Source organism: Paraburkholderia sp. (assembly GCF_049581445.1).
In the GTDB taxonomy this organism is placed as follows: domain Bacteria; phylum Pseudomonadota; class Gammaproteobacteria; order Burkholderiales; family Burkholderiaceae; genus Paraburkholderia.
In genome coordinates this window covers 23,323-40,831 of sequence record NZ_JBAURZ010000074.1, presented here as the reverse complement: position 1 = coordinate 40,831, position 17,509 = coordinate 23,323, and the positions used below count along the sequence as shown (strand labels likewise).

Genomic DNA, 17,509 nt, shown 5'->3' with positions numbered 1-17,509 from the left:
GGCCGCCGTGATGGAAGCGCCGCACCACGAAGATCGGCAACGCGACAAACGGTGCGCCATACGCCCGGGCAATGATGTAGGTTGTGGGCGCCAACTCGCAAACGTCGAATTCGACGTCGCGCACCATCCGGCGAAATGCGCCAATCTGCGGCTGCACGGTGATGAACTCGGCATCCACGCCCTCGATGGGAATGGAACCGTTACGGATGGCAGACGTGTGCGGATGCTCAGCGATTGCGATCTTGAGCGGGACTTTTCTAGTCAACGGAGTCTCCTGTTTGAATAGCCATATTCGATTGACCCGCTGACCGTCGCAACTTCGCTGCAAAGATCGTTGCACTGCATGGTGGTGCGGGTGATTTCGTTGACTACATGATCTTGCGGAGCGCACTTTCCGTCTATTGAAATAAAGGGCGGTGCCCTTAACCGTTTGGTAAAGCCCTAAGTGCATCTATGCGAACTTCCGATGCCGGAAGCAGGATGAGAGGAAACGAGCGCAGCAATCCCAGCCCTTGCGGTCCGACATGCAAAATCTCTCTCGCGTAGACAGGCAGCAGAGCAGTGGCGCCCCCAAACAGAACCGCGAACAGGTCAAGCGAAATCCCGCCGAGCAACAATGGGTGATCCCACACGAAGCGCAAGCCGGCGAGGATCGTTGCTGCCGTGACGGGTTCTCGCGGCAGTGGCACGTAGTCGTACCGCACGAATGCGCACATCACGGCGCTCACGCAGAAAAGCGCGGCGCAGGTCAGGTAGACAACGTTGATGCCCATAGCGAACAGCAGACCGCCCAACGCGGGCCCGGCGACCACGCAGACCTGCTGGACCGCCGTGCTGAGCGCCATTGACCTCGCCAGCAACCGCGGCGGCGCCAGCATCGGCAACAGCGCCTGCTGCCCCGACATCTGAAACGGCCGGATCGCGCCGAGGACGAGCGAGAGCGCGAGCAGCACGTCGCGCGTTACCACATGCATGGCGGTCGCTGCGGCGAGCAGTCCGGCAGTGATAGCCTGAGCAGCAAGACAGACCGCGACGATCCGGCCACGATGCATGCGGTCGGCGCAATGCCCGGCGACGAACGTCGTGGCGAGTCCAGGAATGAACTGAAAGAGTCCGACGAGCCCAAGATCCCAGGCACTGGATGTCAGGTCGTACATGTGCCAGCTGACCGCAAGCAATATCATCTGCTGGGCCGTGATAGAGCCGACGCGAGCCGTCATGAACCGTGCGAACGACGCCTGCTTCAACAAAGCTGAAAGGCCGGCGCCCGCGTCAATCGCAGACGACGATGTTTCGGTTACGTGCGTCATGCTGTGGCCCACTCTTGTGTTTTATGTGCGGCTTTATAGAGGTGTGGGTCAATATGCATGATTGTCTTATGCAAAAAACACCGCCCATTCTCGGTAGTGACAGACCCGCGCCAGGAATCAGGTCTCCTGGCGCGAGATGAAATTGGCTGGGATCAACAATCAGCCCTTGGGCTCGAGTGCGTGCAGTGTCATGGCGAGCGAAACCGAGGTGAAATAGCCCACGGTAATCAACAACTCGGCGATCACCGCACGGCCAAGCTCGGCGTCGTAGCGGGCAAAGCGCGAGTCGTCGATCGCGCCTCCTGCGAGAATGTCGCAAACAGCTTCGCAGACCACACCGAGGCGTCCTTCGACCAATTCGGGGCGGCGTTTTTCGATGATGGCATTGACCACCGTCTCAGGAATGCCGGCTTTCAATGCATGGCGCCGGTGGTTGGCGATCACGTAGGGCGCGTTCCAGAGGACTGCCGTCGAGAGGATCGCCACCTCGGTCTCCGCTTCGCTGAGCACCGGCGAGCGATCGACATGGGTGCCGATAATTTCCATCCCTCCCGCCAGATGCGGGTTGTGCAGCCAGATATTGAAAGGCGTGGGGATGCGCCCTCGCCCTTCGCCAAGCCGCGCAATCACTTTCTGCTGCTCATCGGTGGCCTTCTCAGGATCGATACGGTTGAGTCGATTGTCCATCATGCACTCTCCTTGCAATGAAACGATGCCGAAGCAGTTACTCGCATCGGCACACGCCTCGTACCGATCCGACTCCTGCCTGGATAAACTGGCTGCATGTCTGCCTGACGCCCGCGACCTGCACTGCCCTGTCCGACCAGAGCAAAGGGCCGTGAGCCGTCAATCGCCCCCGACGGCGAGCATGGGAAACCACTGACCCAGGAGACTGCTTGGCCAGGGTATGTGAATGATCTGCTGGAATATGAGGTAGAGAAGTGCCGTCACACAAAGCGCGAGGATCAGGCTGAGTCGCCACGACTCGCGCCCTTCGACGCGCATGAACGCCACGATCATCAGAGGGACCGTGGGGATCATGCCGATCACTGCCATGCAGGCGAGAAACGCGAGGAACCACCCAAAGAACTTCGCTGCCCGGAGCAACATTGTCCTGTTTGTCAGGCTTTCGTCGTTGCTGCTCGCTACATCCATGTGAATCCCGCCTGCATGCGCCGCCCCAGCAGGCGCAGGCGCCACGAAGACTTTGTTCGCCAGACTAAGCGTCCCGGCAATGACGAGGATACTTGCTACGACTGTCGGTCCTACTCTCGCGAGGAGGAGCCAGCTCTGTGCGGTCACCAGCATGTAAGTTCCCACGCCGATGAAGAAGAGATACGTGAGGTCTTCTAGCTTGAACGCGACTTTCCCACTCGGCTTGAGTCTGGCAAGGCCGCCCCTGCGGATCAGTTTGAACAGCGGGTTGAGAAAGATCAGCACCGCGAGAACCAGAAGGACCATGACACCCGGCCGCAATAGCCAGTGCGTGCCGTATCGCATGAAAGAGATTGTCATGTAGCGTTCCATCAGCACACCGAGTACCAGACCCAGGATCAGCGGTGGACGCGTCCATTTCATCCGCTTCATGGTCCAGCCGATCACACCAGCAATCAACAGTACGAACAGATCGCCCCAGCTACGCGAGCCCTGAAATGCGCCTACATAGATGATGGGCATGATGACCGGCAGGATGAGCGTATAGCGCAGCGTCGAAATCTTGGCGAATTGCCCGCTGAGCAGGAAGCACAGACCCGCGCCAAAGATGTTGGCGAGTGCAATAGACCACACCATTGAATAGGTCAGGTCCAGATGCTTGGTCAACATGTCGGGGCCGGGTATGAACCCATGCACCATCATCGCGCCAAGCAGGATGGCCTGCGCTGCGCCGCCGGGTACACCGAATGCCAGCATGGGTACCAGGCTGCCGCCCTCTCTCGCGTTGTTGGCTGCTTCCGGCGCGATGACGCCGCGGACATCCCCCTTCGTAAACGATTCCTTGGCCCCCTTTGAGGTTTGCATTGCATGACCATAGGCGATCCAGTCTGTTACTGCGCCGGTAATGCCGGGAATCGCGCCGAGTACTGCCCCCAGTCCACCGCATCGCATCACCAGGAACCAGTTTCGCAGCGTGTCCATCACGCCCTGCCGCATTCCCTCGCGCGAACTGAACTGCATGCTCTCAGCAATTGCCGTACGTCGGATAGCAAGTTCGCACAGTTCGGGCAGCGCGAAGATGCCAAGGATGATCGGCACCAGTGGAATGCCGTCCTGCAGATAAAGGAGATCACCTGTCCAGCGCATTTGCCCCGTTTCGACATTCGTACCGATCATGCCTATGAGAATGCCGAAACACGCTGCGACGATACCTTTCAATGGCGCATTACCCGATAACGACGCCACCATCGAAATGCCGAAAATCGTCAGCCCCAGCATCTCAGGAGTAGCAATCGAGAGGACAAAAGGTCGTACCAGAGGCAAGGAGACTGCCAGGATGAGTGCTCCGATCAGTCCGCCCAAAAGCGAGGATGTATAGCACGCGCTTAGCGCACGTGAGGCCTCCCCGCGTTTGGTCATCGGCAGACCATCGAGTACGGTCGCCTGCGAAGCAGCGTGACCCGGCACGCCAAACAGCACCGCCGGGATCACGTCCGAAGTCGTGATGACCGAAGCCATGCCGAGCAACATCGCAAAGGCCGCATACGGATCCATCGTGTAGGTGAACGGCACGAGCAATGCGAAGCCGGTCAGTCCGCCGATGCCTGGCAACAGTCCGATCGCCAGCCCAACCAAGACGCCGAACACAAGAAAGACCAGGCGGTGGAACTGCAAGAGCGTCGACAACGCGTGACCGGCTGCCAACAACGTTGCATCGTTGAAAAATTCCATGAGTCATCCAGATTAGCGAGCAAGCTCAGCAGGCCCACTCTGTCAGTCAGCCAGGGGCAACGATGGGGCATCGTAGCAGATGGTGCGCCGGTATCTTCGACACGTTACAGGCTCTGATCAGCAAGAGCGGGATAGAGCACTTGTGCCGTGCGGCCCCAAACCCAGGCGCGCTCCTCCTCGCTCAGCGATACGAAACACGCGTGCCCCTGATCGATCAGCTTTTTAAGCGGTCCCGCCGAGGCCGGATAGTTGGAACCAAAGGCAAGATGGTCCGCACCGAACACCTTCACAAGATGCGGGAAGAACGCTTCCGCTCCACCGGGTGCTGCCTGTGCAAGGTCGAAAGTCCGTGGCGTAACCTTCATATAGACGTTTTCAAATTTCGCCAGTTCGAACAACTTCGCACAGGCAGCATACGGCGGCCCCTCCTCGAGGACCGGGCGGGCACAGTGATCGACCGCGATCTTCACGTTCGGAAAGCGCGCTGCCAGTTCGGCCACCATCGGCACGCCCGCCAGCGTCGTCTGGACCACCATGGTCATACCGATCTCCGCACAGCGTTCCCAGATCGGGAAGGTCGCTGGATCGACCAGCCAGCTTCCATCACCCTGATGCGTCGCGCCGCCGGTGAACAGGCGGATTCCGCCCATCCCGTGGGCCAGCCAGTAGTCGAAAGTATTGAGCGCGTCGGCCGCAAACAGATCGAAGGAATAGACACCGGTGAATCGCTTCGGCTGCTGCGCCACGGAGTCGGCTACATAGGCGTTGTTGTGCCCATAGGTCGTCGATGAATGCACGATTGCAGCCTTCGCAACCCCGGCCTCATCCATCTCAACGATCATCTGTTCGAACGTGACCGGGCGCGTGGCAGACCAGTCAGAACGATGCCCATGCTGGGGAGCGACAGGATAGCGGACCGTATCCTTCGAAACGATATGAGGATGAATATCGATGATTTCATGTTTCATTGAATAGTACCTCTAACTAACATTACGTCATCCATCCAGAATGGATGCATGACATTCTTCTGGCTAGATCACCAGCAGACCAGAGCGCGCAGAATCAGAACCTGGACCCGCACGCACCAGTCGCTGTCACTCGGGACTGAAGATGAGCTTGCGAGCACTCTCCAGTTGCGGTTCGGGTGTGGCGTACAGCTTGCTGATGATCTGTTCTACCGCGCTCCCGTCAATCGCGTCGACCGGAAACCCGGCATTTTTCATCGTCGCGTCGAACTCAGGATCCGCAATCGTCTTTGAAAAGGCTGAACGCAACGCTTCAAGACGATCTTGAGGCACGTCTTCGGGCACCGCGATGGGCCGTCCAGCCTCGAAAGGCAGCAGGAACAGATTGAACACAGCCTTGACCTCAGGTTTGGTGATATACGTGCTCAGGTTCGGAATGTTGGGAAACTCCGGGGGGCTTTTCCAGCCGAAGTCCAGCAGCACTTTCATCTTTCCACTCGCTAGCAGTCGCACCGGATCGCCCTGCTTCAGTCCGTCAACGGTCGAGGCCCAACCGTCGACTTCGCCTCTTTGCATCGCCAGATAGACTTCACCGCGGCCCGTATAACCAGGAACAATGGCCATCTTGGTGCCGAGGTACTCGTTCAGCAGTGCCGGAAGGGTTCGATCCTCGTTGGAGAACCCGGTCGCGCCACTGAACATTTTCTTTTTGAACAGATCATCGGCCGTCGTCACACCCGAGCGGGTCATCGCGACCATGCAGTAGTCCACTTTATTCAGGCTTCCAAGCCACCTCACTTTGCGGGGATCGAATCTGCTCTGCCTCGGATCGAGCAACGGAATGTAAAGGTTATTGCGCTGAAGAAAACCTATCACGGTGCCGTCATTCGCTTGCCTTGACTGAAGCGAAGCCGCCGCAACCATGCCTCCCGCCCCAATCACATTCATCACCACTGCCTTTGGATGCCCTGGCATGTACCTCACGAAGAAGCGCGCAAATTGCCGCGCGATAATGTCGGTGGGCGTGCCTGCGTCGGCGCTGACAAGAAGTGTGACGGTCTTTCCGCTATAAAACTGTTCAACTGACTGACCACCAGCCGGCGCAGCAACCGCCGTCGTTGAAATGCCCATTAGCACCGCGAAAGCGCGTAATGCGGTCCTGTAGTTCATCGTTCTGCATGTCTCCGATACTTGTTGTGCGATCCACCATCACGGCACGCCGAAGACGGCCGCCACCATCGATGATGGTTCGCGTTGTCGCTATGAGTTGTCGACTCAATGCACCAATTTTTGCCAGTGCACAGCTTTGCGTCAATTGATAAAAACTGGGCCGGAGTTGAGCAAATGGTCAAACGGCGCTTGAGGGAAAGATACCCCCCAAGTTCCGACACGTCGTGTACCCCCGCAGGTTTTACCATCAGGTTAAGTCTGAAGTCGTTTTATTCAATCGACCAAAGCACGTCTAGCAAGCAATATCCGGATTTTTCCAGTCACGTCGATGGACGACGCGGCACCGGCAGTGTAGGTGCGGCCATGAACGCGCGCAACAAAGCGTCTTACGTCTCCTCACACATCCTTTCGCCGGCTGTTGCGTCGAAAATCGCTCGAAAAATCACGCCAAAAAAATGGAGACTTCCGATGACTCAAACTTTTAACCGCCGCCAATTTTTGCGCAGCACTGGCCTTCTCGGCATGGGACTTGCTGCGGGTCAACTGGCCGCACCACACGTCGCAAAGGCTAGCACGGCCCAGATCAGGGTCGTCAGCAATCCCGGCCTCGAGAACGCGACGCTCAATACATTGATGGAGCAGCAAGGCTATCTGCGCCAATTCGGCGCCAATGCGCTTATGGTCGATATTCCCGGCAACACCGGCCCGTTCGATGCAATCGGCGCGGGCGCCGCGGACGTCTGCATGGTGTCCGGCTACAACATGGTGCTGCCGCGAATCGCACAAGGCGCGAAGGTCAAGGTCGTCGGCGCCGGCATGCGCAAGTGTGCACTGACGGTCTTCGCAAGGCCCGAGCGCATCAGCAAGCTCGCTGATCTCAAGGGCAAGACAGTCGCCGTCGGGCCTGCTACAGGCTTGCTGAACATGCTCATGATGCAGCTATTGCGAGAAGCCGACATCGACGTGTCGCAACTGAATTTCATCAACAAGGGAAGCAATGATGCATGTCATGAGGCGGTCGCCAAGGGTGAAGCTGATGCCTGCTGCTCAAGCGTCTCGCATCTGAATGATCACGACGGGCTGGTGGCGATCAACGGTGGCAACCTGTGGGAGGCGCTACCCAGATGCATCTTCCAGACTGCCTATGCTTCCAATTCCGCACTCAGAGACAAGCACGATGGCCTTGTCGCGGTCATGGCGGCCTATGGGGCGCTCTACGAATACCTGATGTCACCGGCGGCACATGATGCCTTCTTTGAAGCGCGCAAGCGTGCCCAGAAAGATTTCGACCACGCCTCTGCACTGGCCATCTGGGACTTCAACCAGAGCCAGCGTCCTTACTCCCGAGACCTGTCCCTGACCGGCGGCGATATGGCCTATCTGCAGGACATGGACATCGCATTCGGAACCTTGAAGCAGAAGCTGCCCATCGAAGCCGTGGCCGATATGTCGGCGGCACGTGCGGCCGCCAAACTTCAATGATTAGTATTCCAAAGTTTATGTCATAGGCCAATATTTTTGATTCGACATCGGCCACGCACAATCCTTGCGACGCGATTCAAAAACGATGCTTGATACCGACGATGACGGAAAGCTGTGAGCCGCCGGGCGGAGGTGCCTGGACGGGCAACATCGTGCTCGCCGCGAGCGCCAGTTTTCCGTAGTTATGAATGTGATCCGCCGTTATATAGAGCGACGTAGTCTTGGACAGCGAGTAGACGCCGCGCAGAACTTCTACGAGTGCCTTGTTTGGCGAATGCTCATATTTGAGTTCCGCCAGCATGCCGTCGATGGACACGCTCGTGGTCACGGGCACCGTGCCGGTCAGCCAGAACAAGTTGCTCCTCGGCGTGGAGATACCGAGATCGGTGCGCAATATCCACCCTGCGCCAAACCTGGCGCCGTTCACGTTGAAGTAAGCGCCCGAGACGAACCGGCTGTCCGCGAGCCCAGGTGACGTGAGACCGCCGTACGTCACCGACGTGCCACCGTAATTCCGCTCATAGGCGGCAGCACCGCCCCAGTTGTTGCCTGTGTACTTCAGCAGTGCAGACCACTCCTTGCACTCCAGATAGGGCGTCGTTTCGCCCGGACAATTGGTGCCGACTGCGCTAACCGGGTCAGCGGCGACGGCGTCGCGCCCGAAGCTGTAGTTCACGCCAGCTTCGAAGCCACCGAGGTGTGCGCGGTAGCTGACGGCATTGTCGGCGCGAGGATTGGCAATACCGTTGTCGAGCGTTGTCAGGCCCTGCGCACCGTCCCCGAACGGATTGACGGCCGAGATGGCATAAAACCGCATGGTGTACTGGCGGCCAAACGTCAGGCGGCCGTACGGACCGTCCAGACCCACGTACGACTGCCGGCCAAACAGGCGCCCACCCTGGCTCGATGTGCCATTCTGCGGCGAAAATCCACCCTCCAGGTTCCATATGGCTTGCACACCGTTGCCGAGATTTTCTGCGCCACGAAGTCCAAAGAAGGAAGTCGCCATCCCTGAGCCCACCTGGAAAGCGTCACCAGTCGTCTTTCCCGTGGCCGCGTGGCTGAGGTATTGCACGCCTTGGTCGATCGCACCGTAAAGTGTGACGCTGCTTGGGCCTACTTCCTGAGCCGAAGCCGGTGCAATGTTTATCAACGTCGCGCAAGCGCAAAATGCGATCTTGTGATTCATGCTGCTTCTGTCTCCTTGAAGTGATCCTCGTCCACTGCTGTGGAACGGCTGAGACGATTGACGTCTCGCTGGATCACGTTGTCTCCGGTTTAATAATGATTTGAGGCAGTGCAATTCTTGCTAGCTTCTCGCCGTAGGTCTATTGAAATAATCGGGTCGAGACTTGAGCGGATGGTCAAACGCCGTGTGATTCAAGGGAAGCGAGCACGATAGCGAAGCATCGGGACAATGCAAAATGCCTGCGTTCGACGAGAGCCGAAAGCAGGCAGAGGCGGTGAACCAAGGTAATAACTCGAGGCGACGCTGCAGGAGACTTCTGTTCAGACGCTGGGATCGACGAACAGCTCGCTCATGGACATCCGGCGCGGCGTGAGACCCTGCTTGAATGCCGTGGCTTCGAGGGCCTCGATAGTTTTGCGGTTTTCTTCTATGCCATAGGGTAGCGGATCGTGTCCAACGATCTTGCGCAGCTTCAGATATTTGCTGTCGCCTGCGGTGGTAGCCTCGCCAGCATCGAGACGCGCCAACCATTCCTTCTTCGATTGAGCGAAGGCGTCGTAAATCGATTTCGCAATCCACGGATGCCCGGCGAGTACCGAGTCCTTGACCACGATCGTGCCGTGCATCGGATAGACTCCGGTGCGCCCGTAATACTCGGTTTCGAGTTCGGTCGCGTTGGGCAGCAGATCGGGATAGTCGGCCTCGACTTCCTTCCACCCGCCGGTGGGCGCGCCGGTGCGACCGATGCCCGCGTTCGCTCCAAACCCCGCAGATAGTTCGCCCTTGGCCATCATGTCAGCCAACGAACTGCCAGCTGGCGCATGAATCACATTCGACGGCAACTTGAGCTGCGTGACATGCTCCTCGTCATCGACAACCCAGGTCACCTTCGACGAATCAAGGCCGAATTCATCGATCAGGACCTGACGCGTCCACACGCCGGTCGTCACCGAGTAGGCACGCACGCCAACTTTCTTGCCTTCCAGGTCCTTGGGGGTTTTGATGCCAGCTTCCGGGCGCACCAGCAGCCCAGCGTGGTGAAAACGGCGCACCACAAAAATCGGCAAGCCGACGAACGGCGCACCGTAAGCGCGGGCAATAATGTAGGTGGTCGGTGCCAGTTCGCAGACATCGAATTCGACGTCACGCACCATCCGGCGAAATGCGCCAATTTGCGGCTGCACGGTGATGAACTCGGCATCCACGCCCTCGATGGGAATGGAACCGTTACGGATGGCAGACGTGTGCGGATGCTCAGCGATTGCGATCTTGAGCGGGACTTTCTTGGTCAACATCCTCTCCTGTGAATTAGTCGTCGACGACAACCGGATGAAGAATCCAGCGTCGGACGTAGCGTCTCGATGGAGTAAGAATATTTGAGGATGGATCGCACGTCCCTACACAAAAATCAGATTCAATGGCACTTTTGTTGATCGGCCGGTCTGTAGCGTGTACGCGGTAGTTTTGCGCGCCAGGACGGCTTCCCAGACCCGCCATGAGACCCGCGTCCCCGGCCATTCACCTGCGTGTTTGAATAAGCACTGAATGTCGTAAATAGAGCTGTGCTGTATGCGTTCGCTCACGAGTTAACAAAAAGTGCCAGCGAATCTCACTTTTATATAGGGACGGGCGATTCATTCTCGAATATCGTTATTTCATCGAGACGAAACGTGCGACGACAGGTTTCTTATCCAGTCGCCAATCAGGACTAACCCGAGGGAAAAGGGTTGATTAGAAAAGTCCCATTCAATATCGCAATGGCGAGGCGGACTATTCCAGAACCAGAACTAGAGTGAGACATGAGACTGGTCCATCAACTTCCGCTGGCATTGGGCGTCGCGTTACTGGTTGCATCCGCAGCGGGGCTCTTCGGTGTTTTCCAGATGAACGATGCCGCGAACACCTACGAACGCCTAATCGAAGTGGACGGTTCGCAGGCACGCCAGGTCGCAGATGCGCTGGTCGCCTTCAAGAACCAGGTGCAGAACGGCAAGGACATCCTGTTGCGCGGCAAGAACCCCAAGCAACTCGACAAGTACTGGAGCGCCTTCGAGAAGTACGAGCAGGCTTCCCAGACTATCACCGAGAAGCTCGCTATCGAGTTGCCACCCGGCGAAGCCCGCTCGATGATCGAGCAGTTCAACGTCCTCCACAAGCAGATGGGGCAGTCGTATCGCAAGGCGCTCGAACTATTCAAGGCGTCGGATTTCGATATTGCCGTCGGCGATCAAGCGATGGATGGCATCGACCGCGAACCGGTGATCCTGCTGCGCGAATCCGGCAGCAAGATCGTCGAGCAGAGTACCGCTGCCATCGTGCTTGCACAGGCGAAGCAGAAGCGCGCGATCCTTGCGAGCTTCAGTGCCATGGTGCTCGCCCTGGTGGCGGGCATCGCCGGCGCCGTGATGTTTTCGCGTGCGATGACACGCAAGCTCGGCGGCGAACCCAACGACGCGCGCGAAGCGGCGCGCCAGATCGCGACAGGCAATCTCGACGTCGACCTGCACGTGCAGCCCGGCGACACGGATAGTCTGATGGCGGCCATGAAGGCCATGACAGTTTCGCTCGCGCACATCGTCGGACAGGTACGCAATAGCAGTGATTCAATCGCCACCGGCTCGGCGCAGATCGCGTCGGGCAATGCTGACCTTAGCCAGCGAACCGAGGAACAGGCGAACGCATTGCAGGAAACGGCGGCATCGATGGAGCAGCTCAGTGTCACCGTCAGGCAAAACGCCGAAAACGCGCGGGAGGCCAGCGAACTGGCCAACGGTGCGTCGTCGATCGCATTGAAGGGTGGCAAGGTGGTGGACCAGGTGGTTGAAACCATGCAAGGAATCAACCAGAGTGCGGGCAAGATTGCCGACATTATCGGCATCATCGACGGCATTGCGGCCCAGACCAACATCCTCGCACTGAATGCGGCGGTTGAGGCAGCCCGGGCAGGTGGACAGGGACGTGGATTTGCGGTCGTCGCCGCCGAAGTCCGCAGTCTTGCGCAACGCACCGCACAGGCCGCCCGGGAGATTCAGGCGCTAATCTCTGATAGCGTCGAGCGGGTTGACCACGGTACCGTGCTCGTCGACGAGGCGGGCACGACGATGACGCAGATCGTCGGCGCCATCCAGCGTGTCACGGTTATCGTGGGTGAGATCAGCAGAGCCAGTGTGGAACAGAGCACCGGCGTCGAGCAGGTGGGTGAAGCGGTGGCCCAGATGGACCAGACGACGCAGCAGAACGCCGCGCTGGTCGAGCAGAGTGCAGCAGCGGCCGAGAGCCTCAGGCAACAGGCCGCGCAGTTGGTCAATTCGGTCGCACAGTTCCGGATTTGATGGGGCCACGCCGCGCATCAGCTTGAAGGGGTGCCGCAGTCGCAGTGAAGTCACTGATACGCGCGAACCGTCGCCGCAGTTGCGCTAGACTCGCTCCAGCATCAGAAAGGAGACTTCGATGATACGGAAAACGCTCAACGCATCGCAGCTTCAGCAGGAGGTCAACCGGCGCCTCCACCGCCTGCAGGAAGTCGTCGAAGACGGCGTGAAGATTCGCGTACCACGTCCGCAATTGCAGGAGCCCGATAAGACCGGCTGCAACTGGGACATGAAACATTTCGGCAACGCAGCCGGTTTCGAGCGCGACGTTGAAGGCGTGCTGAAGGCCATGCGCGCGGAATACAACCTCAGCACCGAAACAAAAGACACAGGCAACCCATTCGGGGATTTCCCGGACAACTGAACCCGGACAACTGAACCCGGCCAACTCTCGGCGGCCGGACAGCTTGAGCGTGCTCAGGACTCAGGCGGCGCAACCCCGTCGAGATTGATGCCAAGCTCGGCCGCCATATGGCGCACCATTGCCTGTAACCGGGCCACTTCTTCGCTCAGGCGTTGCTGGTCGGCCTTGAGCGTCTCGACTTCGGCGGTCAGAGACGAATCGTCCGAAACGCGGCGCTCCGCTTCCTCGGCGTAGCCGTCGCCCGCAGCCACGCTTACCTCGCCGCACAGCAAATGCATCCAGCGGCTCTCGCGCTCGCCCGGTGTGCGCGGCAGCTTTACCACGCGTGCAGGCTCATGATCCGCAAGTTCTTGCAGAAACACTTCAACTGACGAAATATCCGCAAAGTCGTGCAGACGCGAAGCGTTCAGGCGCAATTCCGCGGCAGTTTGCGGCCCACGTAGCATCAGCACGGTGAGCAGAGCAGCTGACTGGCTCGGCACGCCGAGCACGCGGTTCAGGTTGTGCTCGAAACGCGGCACTCGGCTGCTGCTGCCTTCGAGCACCAGACTAAGCCGCTTCAGACCATCGATTGCGGTGAGCACCTCCGCGTCGGTCACGTTCATCACCGGCGCGCGCGCAGTTTTCTGGTTGCAGCCAGAGGTCAGTGAGTTGAGCGACAACGGGTAAGTGTCCGGCACCGTATGCTGCTTTTCGACGAGCACGCTGAGCACGCGCGCTTCGATGGGCGTCAGCGCACGCATGGCGGGGCGTGAAATGGCGTCGGGGGTGGAGTTCATGATGGACTTCGCTATGGGCGGCGCGTTGCATGCCGCCCTGATCGTGAGCCTGACGGGGTGCCGGGCAGTGATCGATATCATATCCGTCATGGCTGGCCCCGGAAATACGCACTGATCCAGGGCCGCAGAATAGGGCTTTGGATGGTTCGCGTGGGCCGACTCGCTCCGCCTAAGCTTTTTGCGCCGCTATGACGTCGCCCGGTCACGCGGTAAGATCGCCGCACGTTTTGCGTAGTTGAACAACCTCGAACCATCCCGCAAACAACGCATCTGTACACGTTGGCGATTCAAGGAGACTTCAATGGAACGACCCGAGTTCATCCGGCACTGGACCGAACTGGAAGACGAGGACAACGCCCACTACAAGAACAGTACGGAACTGCTCGGCATTGGCGCACCGCTTGCGCAAAAGCTCGGTTTGCAACGCATCGGCATTCATCACCTCCGCTTGCCGCCGGGGCGCCGTTCGTCGTATCCGCATGCCGAAAGCGCAGAAGAGGAGTTCGTGTTTGTAATTGAAGGCACGCCGGATGTGTGGATTGACGGCCATCTGTATCGGCTGGCGCCGGGGGATTCGGTCTCGTTTCCTGCTGGCACTGGCATCTGCCACACCTTCATGAACAACACGGATCAGGAGGTCCGGATGATGGTGATCGGCGAAACGGCGAAACCTGAGAACCGGATTCGCTATCCGATGAACGAGGCCCATGAAGCCACGCGTCCGGATCGGTGGCTGGATTGGCCGGCGCGTCCCTTGGGTCTGCATAACGGCGAACCGAAGCGCAACAAGCCCTGAGTCAGCGGCGAGCACCTTAGGGCTCTGGCACATGCGGCATTGATAAACACGACGCCCGCGTGTGCCAGAAACGGCGGCCTGGCCGCACGTCATTCAGAGCGCCATAAAAAAACCCGCCAACGCATGACGGGTCTTCAGCGTGCCTCTGCTTGACTGGCTTACTGCTTCACGCCTTCGGCCTGGATGTGCAGCACCGTTTCCATCTTGAAGCCGTACGCCTTGCCGTAATCAATGCCGAAATCCGCACGATTGAAGGTGGCCGTCGATTCCGTGCCACACACTTCGCGCTTGAGCATCGGGTTCTGGAAGCACTTGAACGATTCGATCTTCAGATTCAGCGGCTTCGTCACACCGTGCATTGTCAGTTCGCCGACTACTTCCACCGGCACGTCACCCTTGAACTTCATCGACGTGCCCTTGTAGACTGCCGTCGGGAACTGCGCGATATTGAAGAACTCCGGGCTCTTCAATTCTTCATTCAGCTTGTCATTGCCGATATCCACCGAGCTCAGATCAATGGTGGCATCCAGCGTGCCCGTCTTCGCTTCGCGATCGATTGTCACCGTGCCGCTGCTCTTCGTGAACTTGCCACGCCAGATCGAGATGCCGCCGAAGTGGTCGGCTTCGAAGCTCGGCGCGGTGTGCATCGGATCGAGCATATAGGTCGTTTCGGCTGCCATTGCGCCAAACGAAGTACCCGCTGCCAAGGCGGCGACCGTTACCGCCAAGAGTTGCTTTTTCATCGTCATTCTCCAGTTAAATGTTGTTGCGTGTTCGCTTCAGCTTTTTGCTTTGCTTTTTTGCGTGGTGTCGGCCGCTTATTTGCGGGCGTCCACAAGATGAAACTTGATCAGGACTTCATCGGCCACCACCGACGTGTCTTTCCATTCGCCCAAACCAATATCGAACTGGCTGCGTTTGATCGGCAGCGTGCCGTCGAAGGTCTGCGTCGCGCCTTGCTGCGTGACGGTCACCGGCACTGTAACGTTTTCAGACTTGCCCTTGATGGTGAGCGTGCCGCTGACCTTGAACTGATTGCCACCGGCCGGCGCAATGGCGCTCGACACGAAGGTCGCATTCGGAAACTGCGCGGTGTTGAACCAGTCTTTGCCGCGCACCTGCTGGTTGTAGCTTTCGTCGCCCAGGTCATAGCTGGCGGTATCGATTGAGAGCTTGGCGCTGCCTGCGGCCGGTTTCGCGGGATCGAAGTCGAGTTGCGCCGTGAACTTTTTGAAGGTCCCATCGACAGGCACATTCATCTGCTTCGAGGTCGCGGTCACCTTGCTTTTCGACAGGTCGACCTGTGCATGCGCGACGCCCGCAAACAACGAGGCCGCCACACTGGCGGTCAATATCGAGCGACGGAAAAAGCGGTTCATATCTGCCTCGGGTCTATATCTACTTGAGAAAGGGGATCATGCGGGCCAGCAGGCCGTCGCGATCGACAAACTGATGCTTGAGCGCCGCCAGCACGTGAAGGATCACAAGCGTGAGCAGGGTGTAGTTCAGCCAGATGTGGACCGTCTTCAGCACGACTTTCAATGCGGTGTCGGGCCCGATCAACGTCGGCAGCGGGACGATGCCCAGATAAACCACCTGGATGCCGGCCGCTGAGCTGTACAGATAGCCCGAGGCTGGTATCGCAAACATCAGCAGGTACAGGATCATGTGCGCCGCTTCTGCCGCGAGCTTCTGAACCGGCGCGATGCCGGAGGGCAACGCCGGAGCACGGTGCGTGAGGCGCCACGCCAGGCGGATTGCAGCCAGAACGAAGATCGTCACCCCGATCCACTTGTGCCACGAGAAGTACTTGAGCTTGGTGGGCGTGAAACCGGGGATATCGGTCATGATCCAGCCGATATAAAACCCCACTACGATCATCAACGCGATCAACCAATGCAGACTCATGGCGGTCGCGCTATAGCGCAGCTTGTGCGGAGGAACCGTCGTCATCGTCATTTAGGTTAGCGTATTGAGGCAGTCCGTCCGCATGGGACGAACGGGTTGTGAGGCATTGGATTCTAGAAGCGCCAACCCGTCGTGAATAGCGCATTGGATGAAAACAGATTGTTGTTCCAGCGATGCAAATCGCTGGGGGTGCGTGAAGATCGCCATACACGACCGCTGAGGGCGTTTGGCGTAATAGACAGCGAGTGTGTCACGACGCGTGCTAATGCATCAACGGCGTCTTGTTGATTGTGAATTTACTGCGTGGATGGAATAAATCGCGGAGCACTTCTAATTTAACCTCATGCTAACGGTCATACGATTCTCGTGCCACGTTTCAGTCCCTTACCGAACGCCCCATCGCGTCTTCAAGAAGTCGATAAAGAGCCGCGTTCTGGCTGGCAACAAACGGGTCTCTGTAATGGCGTGCACCTGGACCGGCGAGAGACTCCATTCCGGCAGCACGCGACGCAACTGACCCGAGGCGACATCGTCGCGGGCGAGTTCGCTATCTAACACGGCAATGCCGATCCCTTCCCGAGCCAACGAACGGCTCAGGCCCACACTGTTCATCGCAAAGCGAGTCGCAATCGGCACATCGACCGTCTCATCGCCGCGATAGAAGGTGCGCGTCGCCTCCCCTTGCCTCGCTGTCCCCTGCGCGATGCACAACACGTGCTCGCTCAGATCCTTAGGATGCTTGAGCGGCGGAGCGGTCTTCAGATAGCCCGCCGATGCGTAGAGATAGCGCGGCAGCAGTGCAATCTGACGTGCGACCAACATCGAAGGCGCGGTGGGTGGGGGCCCGATGCGAATGGCGAGATCGAACGGCTCTGCCTGCAAATCAATGCGTCGCGGCGACAGGTCGAATTCGAATGCAATCAACGGATAGGTCCTGGCGAACTCGGCGAGGAGCGGCGCCAGCGAACCAGTGGCCAGATCCACCGGCATCGAAACGCGCAGCGTGCCGCTCGGACGTTCGGCCATATCCAGCAGTGACTCATGCGCAATCCGCGCTTCCTCGACGATGCTCTGACAGCGCTTGAAGTAAACCTCCCCAGCGTCCGTCAACTCGACCTTTCGCGTAGACCGGTGCAGCAGGCGCAGACCAATCGTCTTCTCCAACTCCGCGATATGGCGCGAGAGCGTCGAATTCGGCATACCCAATGCCTCCGCCGCGCGGCGAAAGCTCCGGGTGCGGGCGACCTCGACGAACAGGCGCATGTAATTCAGTACTTCCACGTTGATTG

At 58.6% G+C, this 17,509-nt stretch carries 16 protein-coding genes and 1 pseudogene; 4 read left to right on the top strand and 13 right to left on the bottom strand.

The genetic code is table 11. The annotated features are described in order from the left end of the window. From WCA85_RS05845 to WCA85_RS05820, 6 genes and pseudogenes are all read right to left on the bottom strand, one after another. Positions 1 to 265: pseudogene (locus WCA85_RS05845) on the bottom strand (ABC transporter substrate-binding protein); the annotation flags it as partial. A gap of 157 nt (positions 266 to 422) precedes the next feature. Then, positions 423 to 1,310: an MFS transporter gene (locus tag WCA85_RS05840; RefSeq protein WP_424062219.1), complete on the bottom strand. Its 888-nt coding sequence runs from the start codon at positions 1,308 to 1,310 to the stop codon at positions 423 to 425. Positions 1,311 to 1,469: 159 nt separating this feature from the next. After that, positions 1,470 to 2,000 carry a carboxymuconolactone decarboxylase gene (locus tag WCA85_RS05835; protein ID WP_424062218.1) on the bottom strand — a complete coding sequence of 177 codons (531 nt, stop codon included), beginning with the start codon at positions 1,998 to 2,000 and terminating at the stop codon, positions 1,470 to 1,472. A 156-nt stretch (positions 2,001 to 2,156) separates the two neighbouring features. Continuing rightward, entirely contained in the window at positions 2,157 to 4,196 is a 2,040-nt protein-coding gene (locus tag WCA85_RS05830) for a tripartite tricarboxylate transporter permease (protein ID WP_424062217.1), read from the bottom strand. 104 nt (positions 4,197 to 4,300) lie between these two features. Continuing rightward, positions 4,301 to 5,164: an amidohydrolase family protein gene (locus WCA85_RS05825; protein WP_424062216.1), complete on the bottom strand. Its 864-nt coding sequence runs from the start codon at positions 5,162 to 5,164 to the stop codon at positions 4,301 to 4,303. 126 nt (positions 5,165 to 5,290) lie between these two features. Further along, the gene (locus WCA85_RS05820) at positions 5,291 to 6,109 is read right to left on the bottom strand and encodes a hypothetical protein (RefSeq protein ID WP_424062220.1); all 819 of its coding nucleotides are present in this window, start codon (positions 6,107 to 6,109) and stop codon (positions 5,291 to 5,293) included. Between the two features lie 585 nt (positions 6,110 to 6,694). Between WCA85_RS05820 and WCA85_RS05815 the strand changes: the two genes are divergently transcribed. Further along, positions 6,695 to 7,813: an ABC transporter substrate-binding protein gene (locus tag WCA85_RS05815; protein WP_424062215.1), complete on the top strand. Its 1,119-nt coding sequence runs from the start codon at positions 6,695 to 6,697 to the stop codon at positions 7,811 to 7,813. Positions 7,814 to 7,889: 76 nt separating this feature from the next. On the opposite strand, the gene WCA85_RS05810 is transcribed toward WCA85_RS05815, so the two are convergent. Both WCA85_RS05810 and WCA85_RS05805 read right to left on the bottom strand, forming a co-directional pair. Next, positions 7,890 to 9,002 (bottom strand): porin, encoded by a 1,113-nt coding sequence (locus tag WCA85_RS05810; protein ID WP_424062214.1) that lies wholly within the window; start codon positions 9,000 to 9,002, stop codon positions 7,890 to 7,892. 320 nt (positions 9,003 to 9,322) lie between these two features. Beyond that, entirely contained in the window at positions 9,323 to 10,297 is a 975-nt protein-coding gene (locus tag WCA85_RS05805) for an ABC transporter substrate-binding protein (protein ID WP_424062213.1), read from the bottom strand. Positions 10,298 to 10,801: 504 nt separating this feature from the next. Between WCA85_RS05805 and WCA85_RS05800 the strand changes: the two genes are divergently transcribed. Further along, on the top strand, positions 10,802 to 12,334 hold the full coding sequence (locus WCA85_RS05800) for a methyl-accepting chemotaxis protein (RefSeq protein ID WP_424062212.1): 1,533 nt from the start codon (positions 10,802 to 10,804) through the stop codon (positions 12,332 to 12,334). A 118-nt stretch (positions 12,335 to 12,452) separates the two neighbouring features. Beyond that, positions 12,453 to 12,737, top strand: a complete 285-nt coding sequence (locus tag WCA85_RS05795; protein WP_424062211.1) for a hypothetical protein — start codon at positions 12,453 to 12,455, stop codon at positions 12,735 to 12,737. A 53-nt stretch (positions 12,738 to 12,790) separates the two neighbouring features. Here the strand turns inward: WCA85_RS05795 and WCA85_RS05790 are convergent, their stop codons facing one another. Next, complete coding sequence (locus tag WCA85_RS05790; protein WP_424062210.1) at positions 12,791 to 13,516, bottom strand: YceH family protein; 726 nt, start codon at positions 13,514 to 13,516, stop codon at positions 12,791 to 12,793. A gap of 301 nt (positions 13,517 to 13,817) precedes the next feature. Between WCA85_RS05790 and WCA85_RS05785 the strand changes: the two genes are divergently transcribed. Continuing rightward, on the top strand, positions 13,818 to 14,312 hold the full coding sequence (locus WCA85_RS05785) for a cupin domain-containing protein (protein ID WP_424062209.1): 495 nt from the start codon (positions 13,818 to 13,820) through the stop codon (positions 14,310 to 14,312). A 158-nt stretch (positions 14,313 to 14,470) separates the two neighbouring features. Here WCA85_RS05785 and WCA85_RS05780 read toward each other — a convergent pair whose 3' ends face one another. The 4 genes from WCA85_RS05780 to WCA85_RS05765 all read right to left on the bottom strand — a co-directional run bounded on the left by WCA85_RS05780 (position 14,471) and on the right by WCA85_RS05765 (position 17,501). Then, positions 14,471 to 15,055: a YceI family protein gene (locus WCA85_RS05780; protein ID WP_424062208.1), complete on the bottom strand. Its 585-nt coding sequence runs from the start codon at positions 15,053 to 15,055 to the stop codon at positions 14,471 to 14,473. A 75-nt stretch (positions 15,056 to 15,130) separates the two neighbouring features. After that, positions 15,131 to 15,691, bottom strand: a complete 561-nt coding sequence (locus WCA85_RS05775) for a YceI family protein (RefSeq protein WP_424062207.1) — start codon at positions 15,689 to 15,691, stop codon at positions 15,131 to 15,133. Positions 15,692 to 15,710: 19 nt separating this feature from the next. Continuing rightward, positions 15,711 to 16,271 (bottom strand): cytochrome b, encoded by a 561-nt coding sequence (locus WCA85_RS05770; RefSeq protein WP_424062206.1) that lies wholly within the window; start codon positions 16,269 to 16,271, stop codon positions 15,711 to 15,713. A 333-nt stretch (positions 16,272 to 16,604) separates the two neighbouring features. Next, the gene (locus WCA85_RS05765) at positions 16,605 to 17,501 is read right to left on the bottom strand and encodes a LysR family transcriptional regulator (protein ID WP_424062205.1); all 897 of its coding nucleotides are present in this window, start codon (positions 17,499 to 17,501) and stop codon (positions 16,605 to 16,607) included. Positions 17,502 to 17,509 lie beyond the last annotated feature (8 nt).

Excerpts from the sequence above, each read along its gene's own strand:
- WCA85_RS05790 (WP_424062210.1), bottom strand. The coding sequence starts at position 13,516 with ATGAACTCCACCCCCGACGCCATTTCACGCCCCGCCATGCGTGCGCTG.
- WCA85_RS05785 (WP_424062209.1), top strand. The coding sequence starts at position 13,818 with ATGGAACGACCCGAGTTCATCCGGCACTGGACCGAACTGGAAGACGAG.
- WCA85_RS05800 (WP_424062212.1), top strand. The coding sequence starts at position 10,802 with ATGAGACTGGTCCATCAACTTCCGCTGGCATTGGGCGTCGCGTTACTG.
- WCA85_RS05810 (WP_424062214.1), bottom strand. The coding sequence starts at position 9,002 with ATGAATCACAAGATCGCATTTTGCGCTTGCGCGACGTTGATAAACATT.
- WCA85_RS05795 (WP_424062211.1), top strand. The coding sequence starts at position 12,453 with ATGATACGGAAAACGCTCAACGCATCGCAGCTTCAGCAGGAGGTCAAC.
- WCA85_RS05780 (WP_424062208.1), bottom strand. The coding sequence starts at position 15,055 with ATGAAAAAGCAACTCTTGGCGGTAACGGTCGCCGCCTTGGCAGCGGGT.
- WCA85_RS05805 (WP_424062213.1), bottom strand. The coding sequence starts at position 10,297 with ATGTTGACCAAGAAAGTCCCGCTCAAGATCGCAATCGCTGAGCATCCG.
- WCA85_RS05770 (WP_424062206.1), bottom strand. The coding sequence starts at position 16,271 with ATGACGATGACGACGGTTCCTCCGCACAAGCTGCGCTATAGCGCGACC.
- WCA85_RS05815 (WP_424062215.1), top strand. The coding sequence starts at position 6,695 with ATGAACGCGCGCAACAAAGCGTCTTACGTCTCCTCACACATCCTTTCG.
- WCA85_RS05830 (WP_424062217.1), bottom strand. The coding sequence starts at position 4,196 with ATGGAATTTTTCAACGATGCAACGTTGTTGGCAGCCGGTCACGCGTTG.
- WCA85_RS05775 (WP_424062207.1), bottom strand. The coding sequence starts at position 15,691 with ATGAACCGCTTTTTCCGTCGCTCGATATTGACCGCCAGTGTGGCGGCC.
- WCA85_RS05820 (WP_424062220.1), bottom strand. The coding sequence starts at position 6,109 with ATGAATGTGATTGGGGCGGGAGGCATGGTTGCGGCGGCTTCGCTTCAG.
- WCA85_RS05840 (WP_424062219.1), bottom strand. The coding sequence starts at position 1,310 with ATGACGCACGTAACCGAAACATCGTCGTCTGCGATTGACGCGGGCGCC.
- WCA85_RS05835 (WP_424062218.1), bottom strand. The coding sequence starts at position 2,000 with ATGATGGACAATCGACTCAACCGTATCGATCCTGAGAAGGCCACCGAT.
- WCA85_RS05825 (WP_424062216.1), bottom strand. The coding sequence starts at position 5,164 with ATGAAACATGAAATCATCGATATTCATCCTCATATCGTTTCGAAGGAT.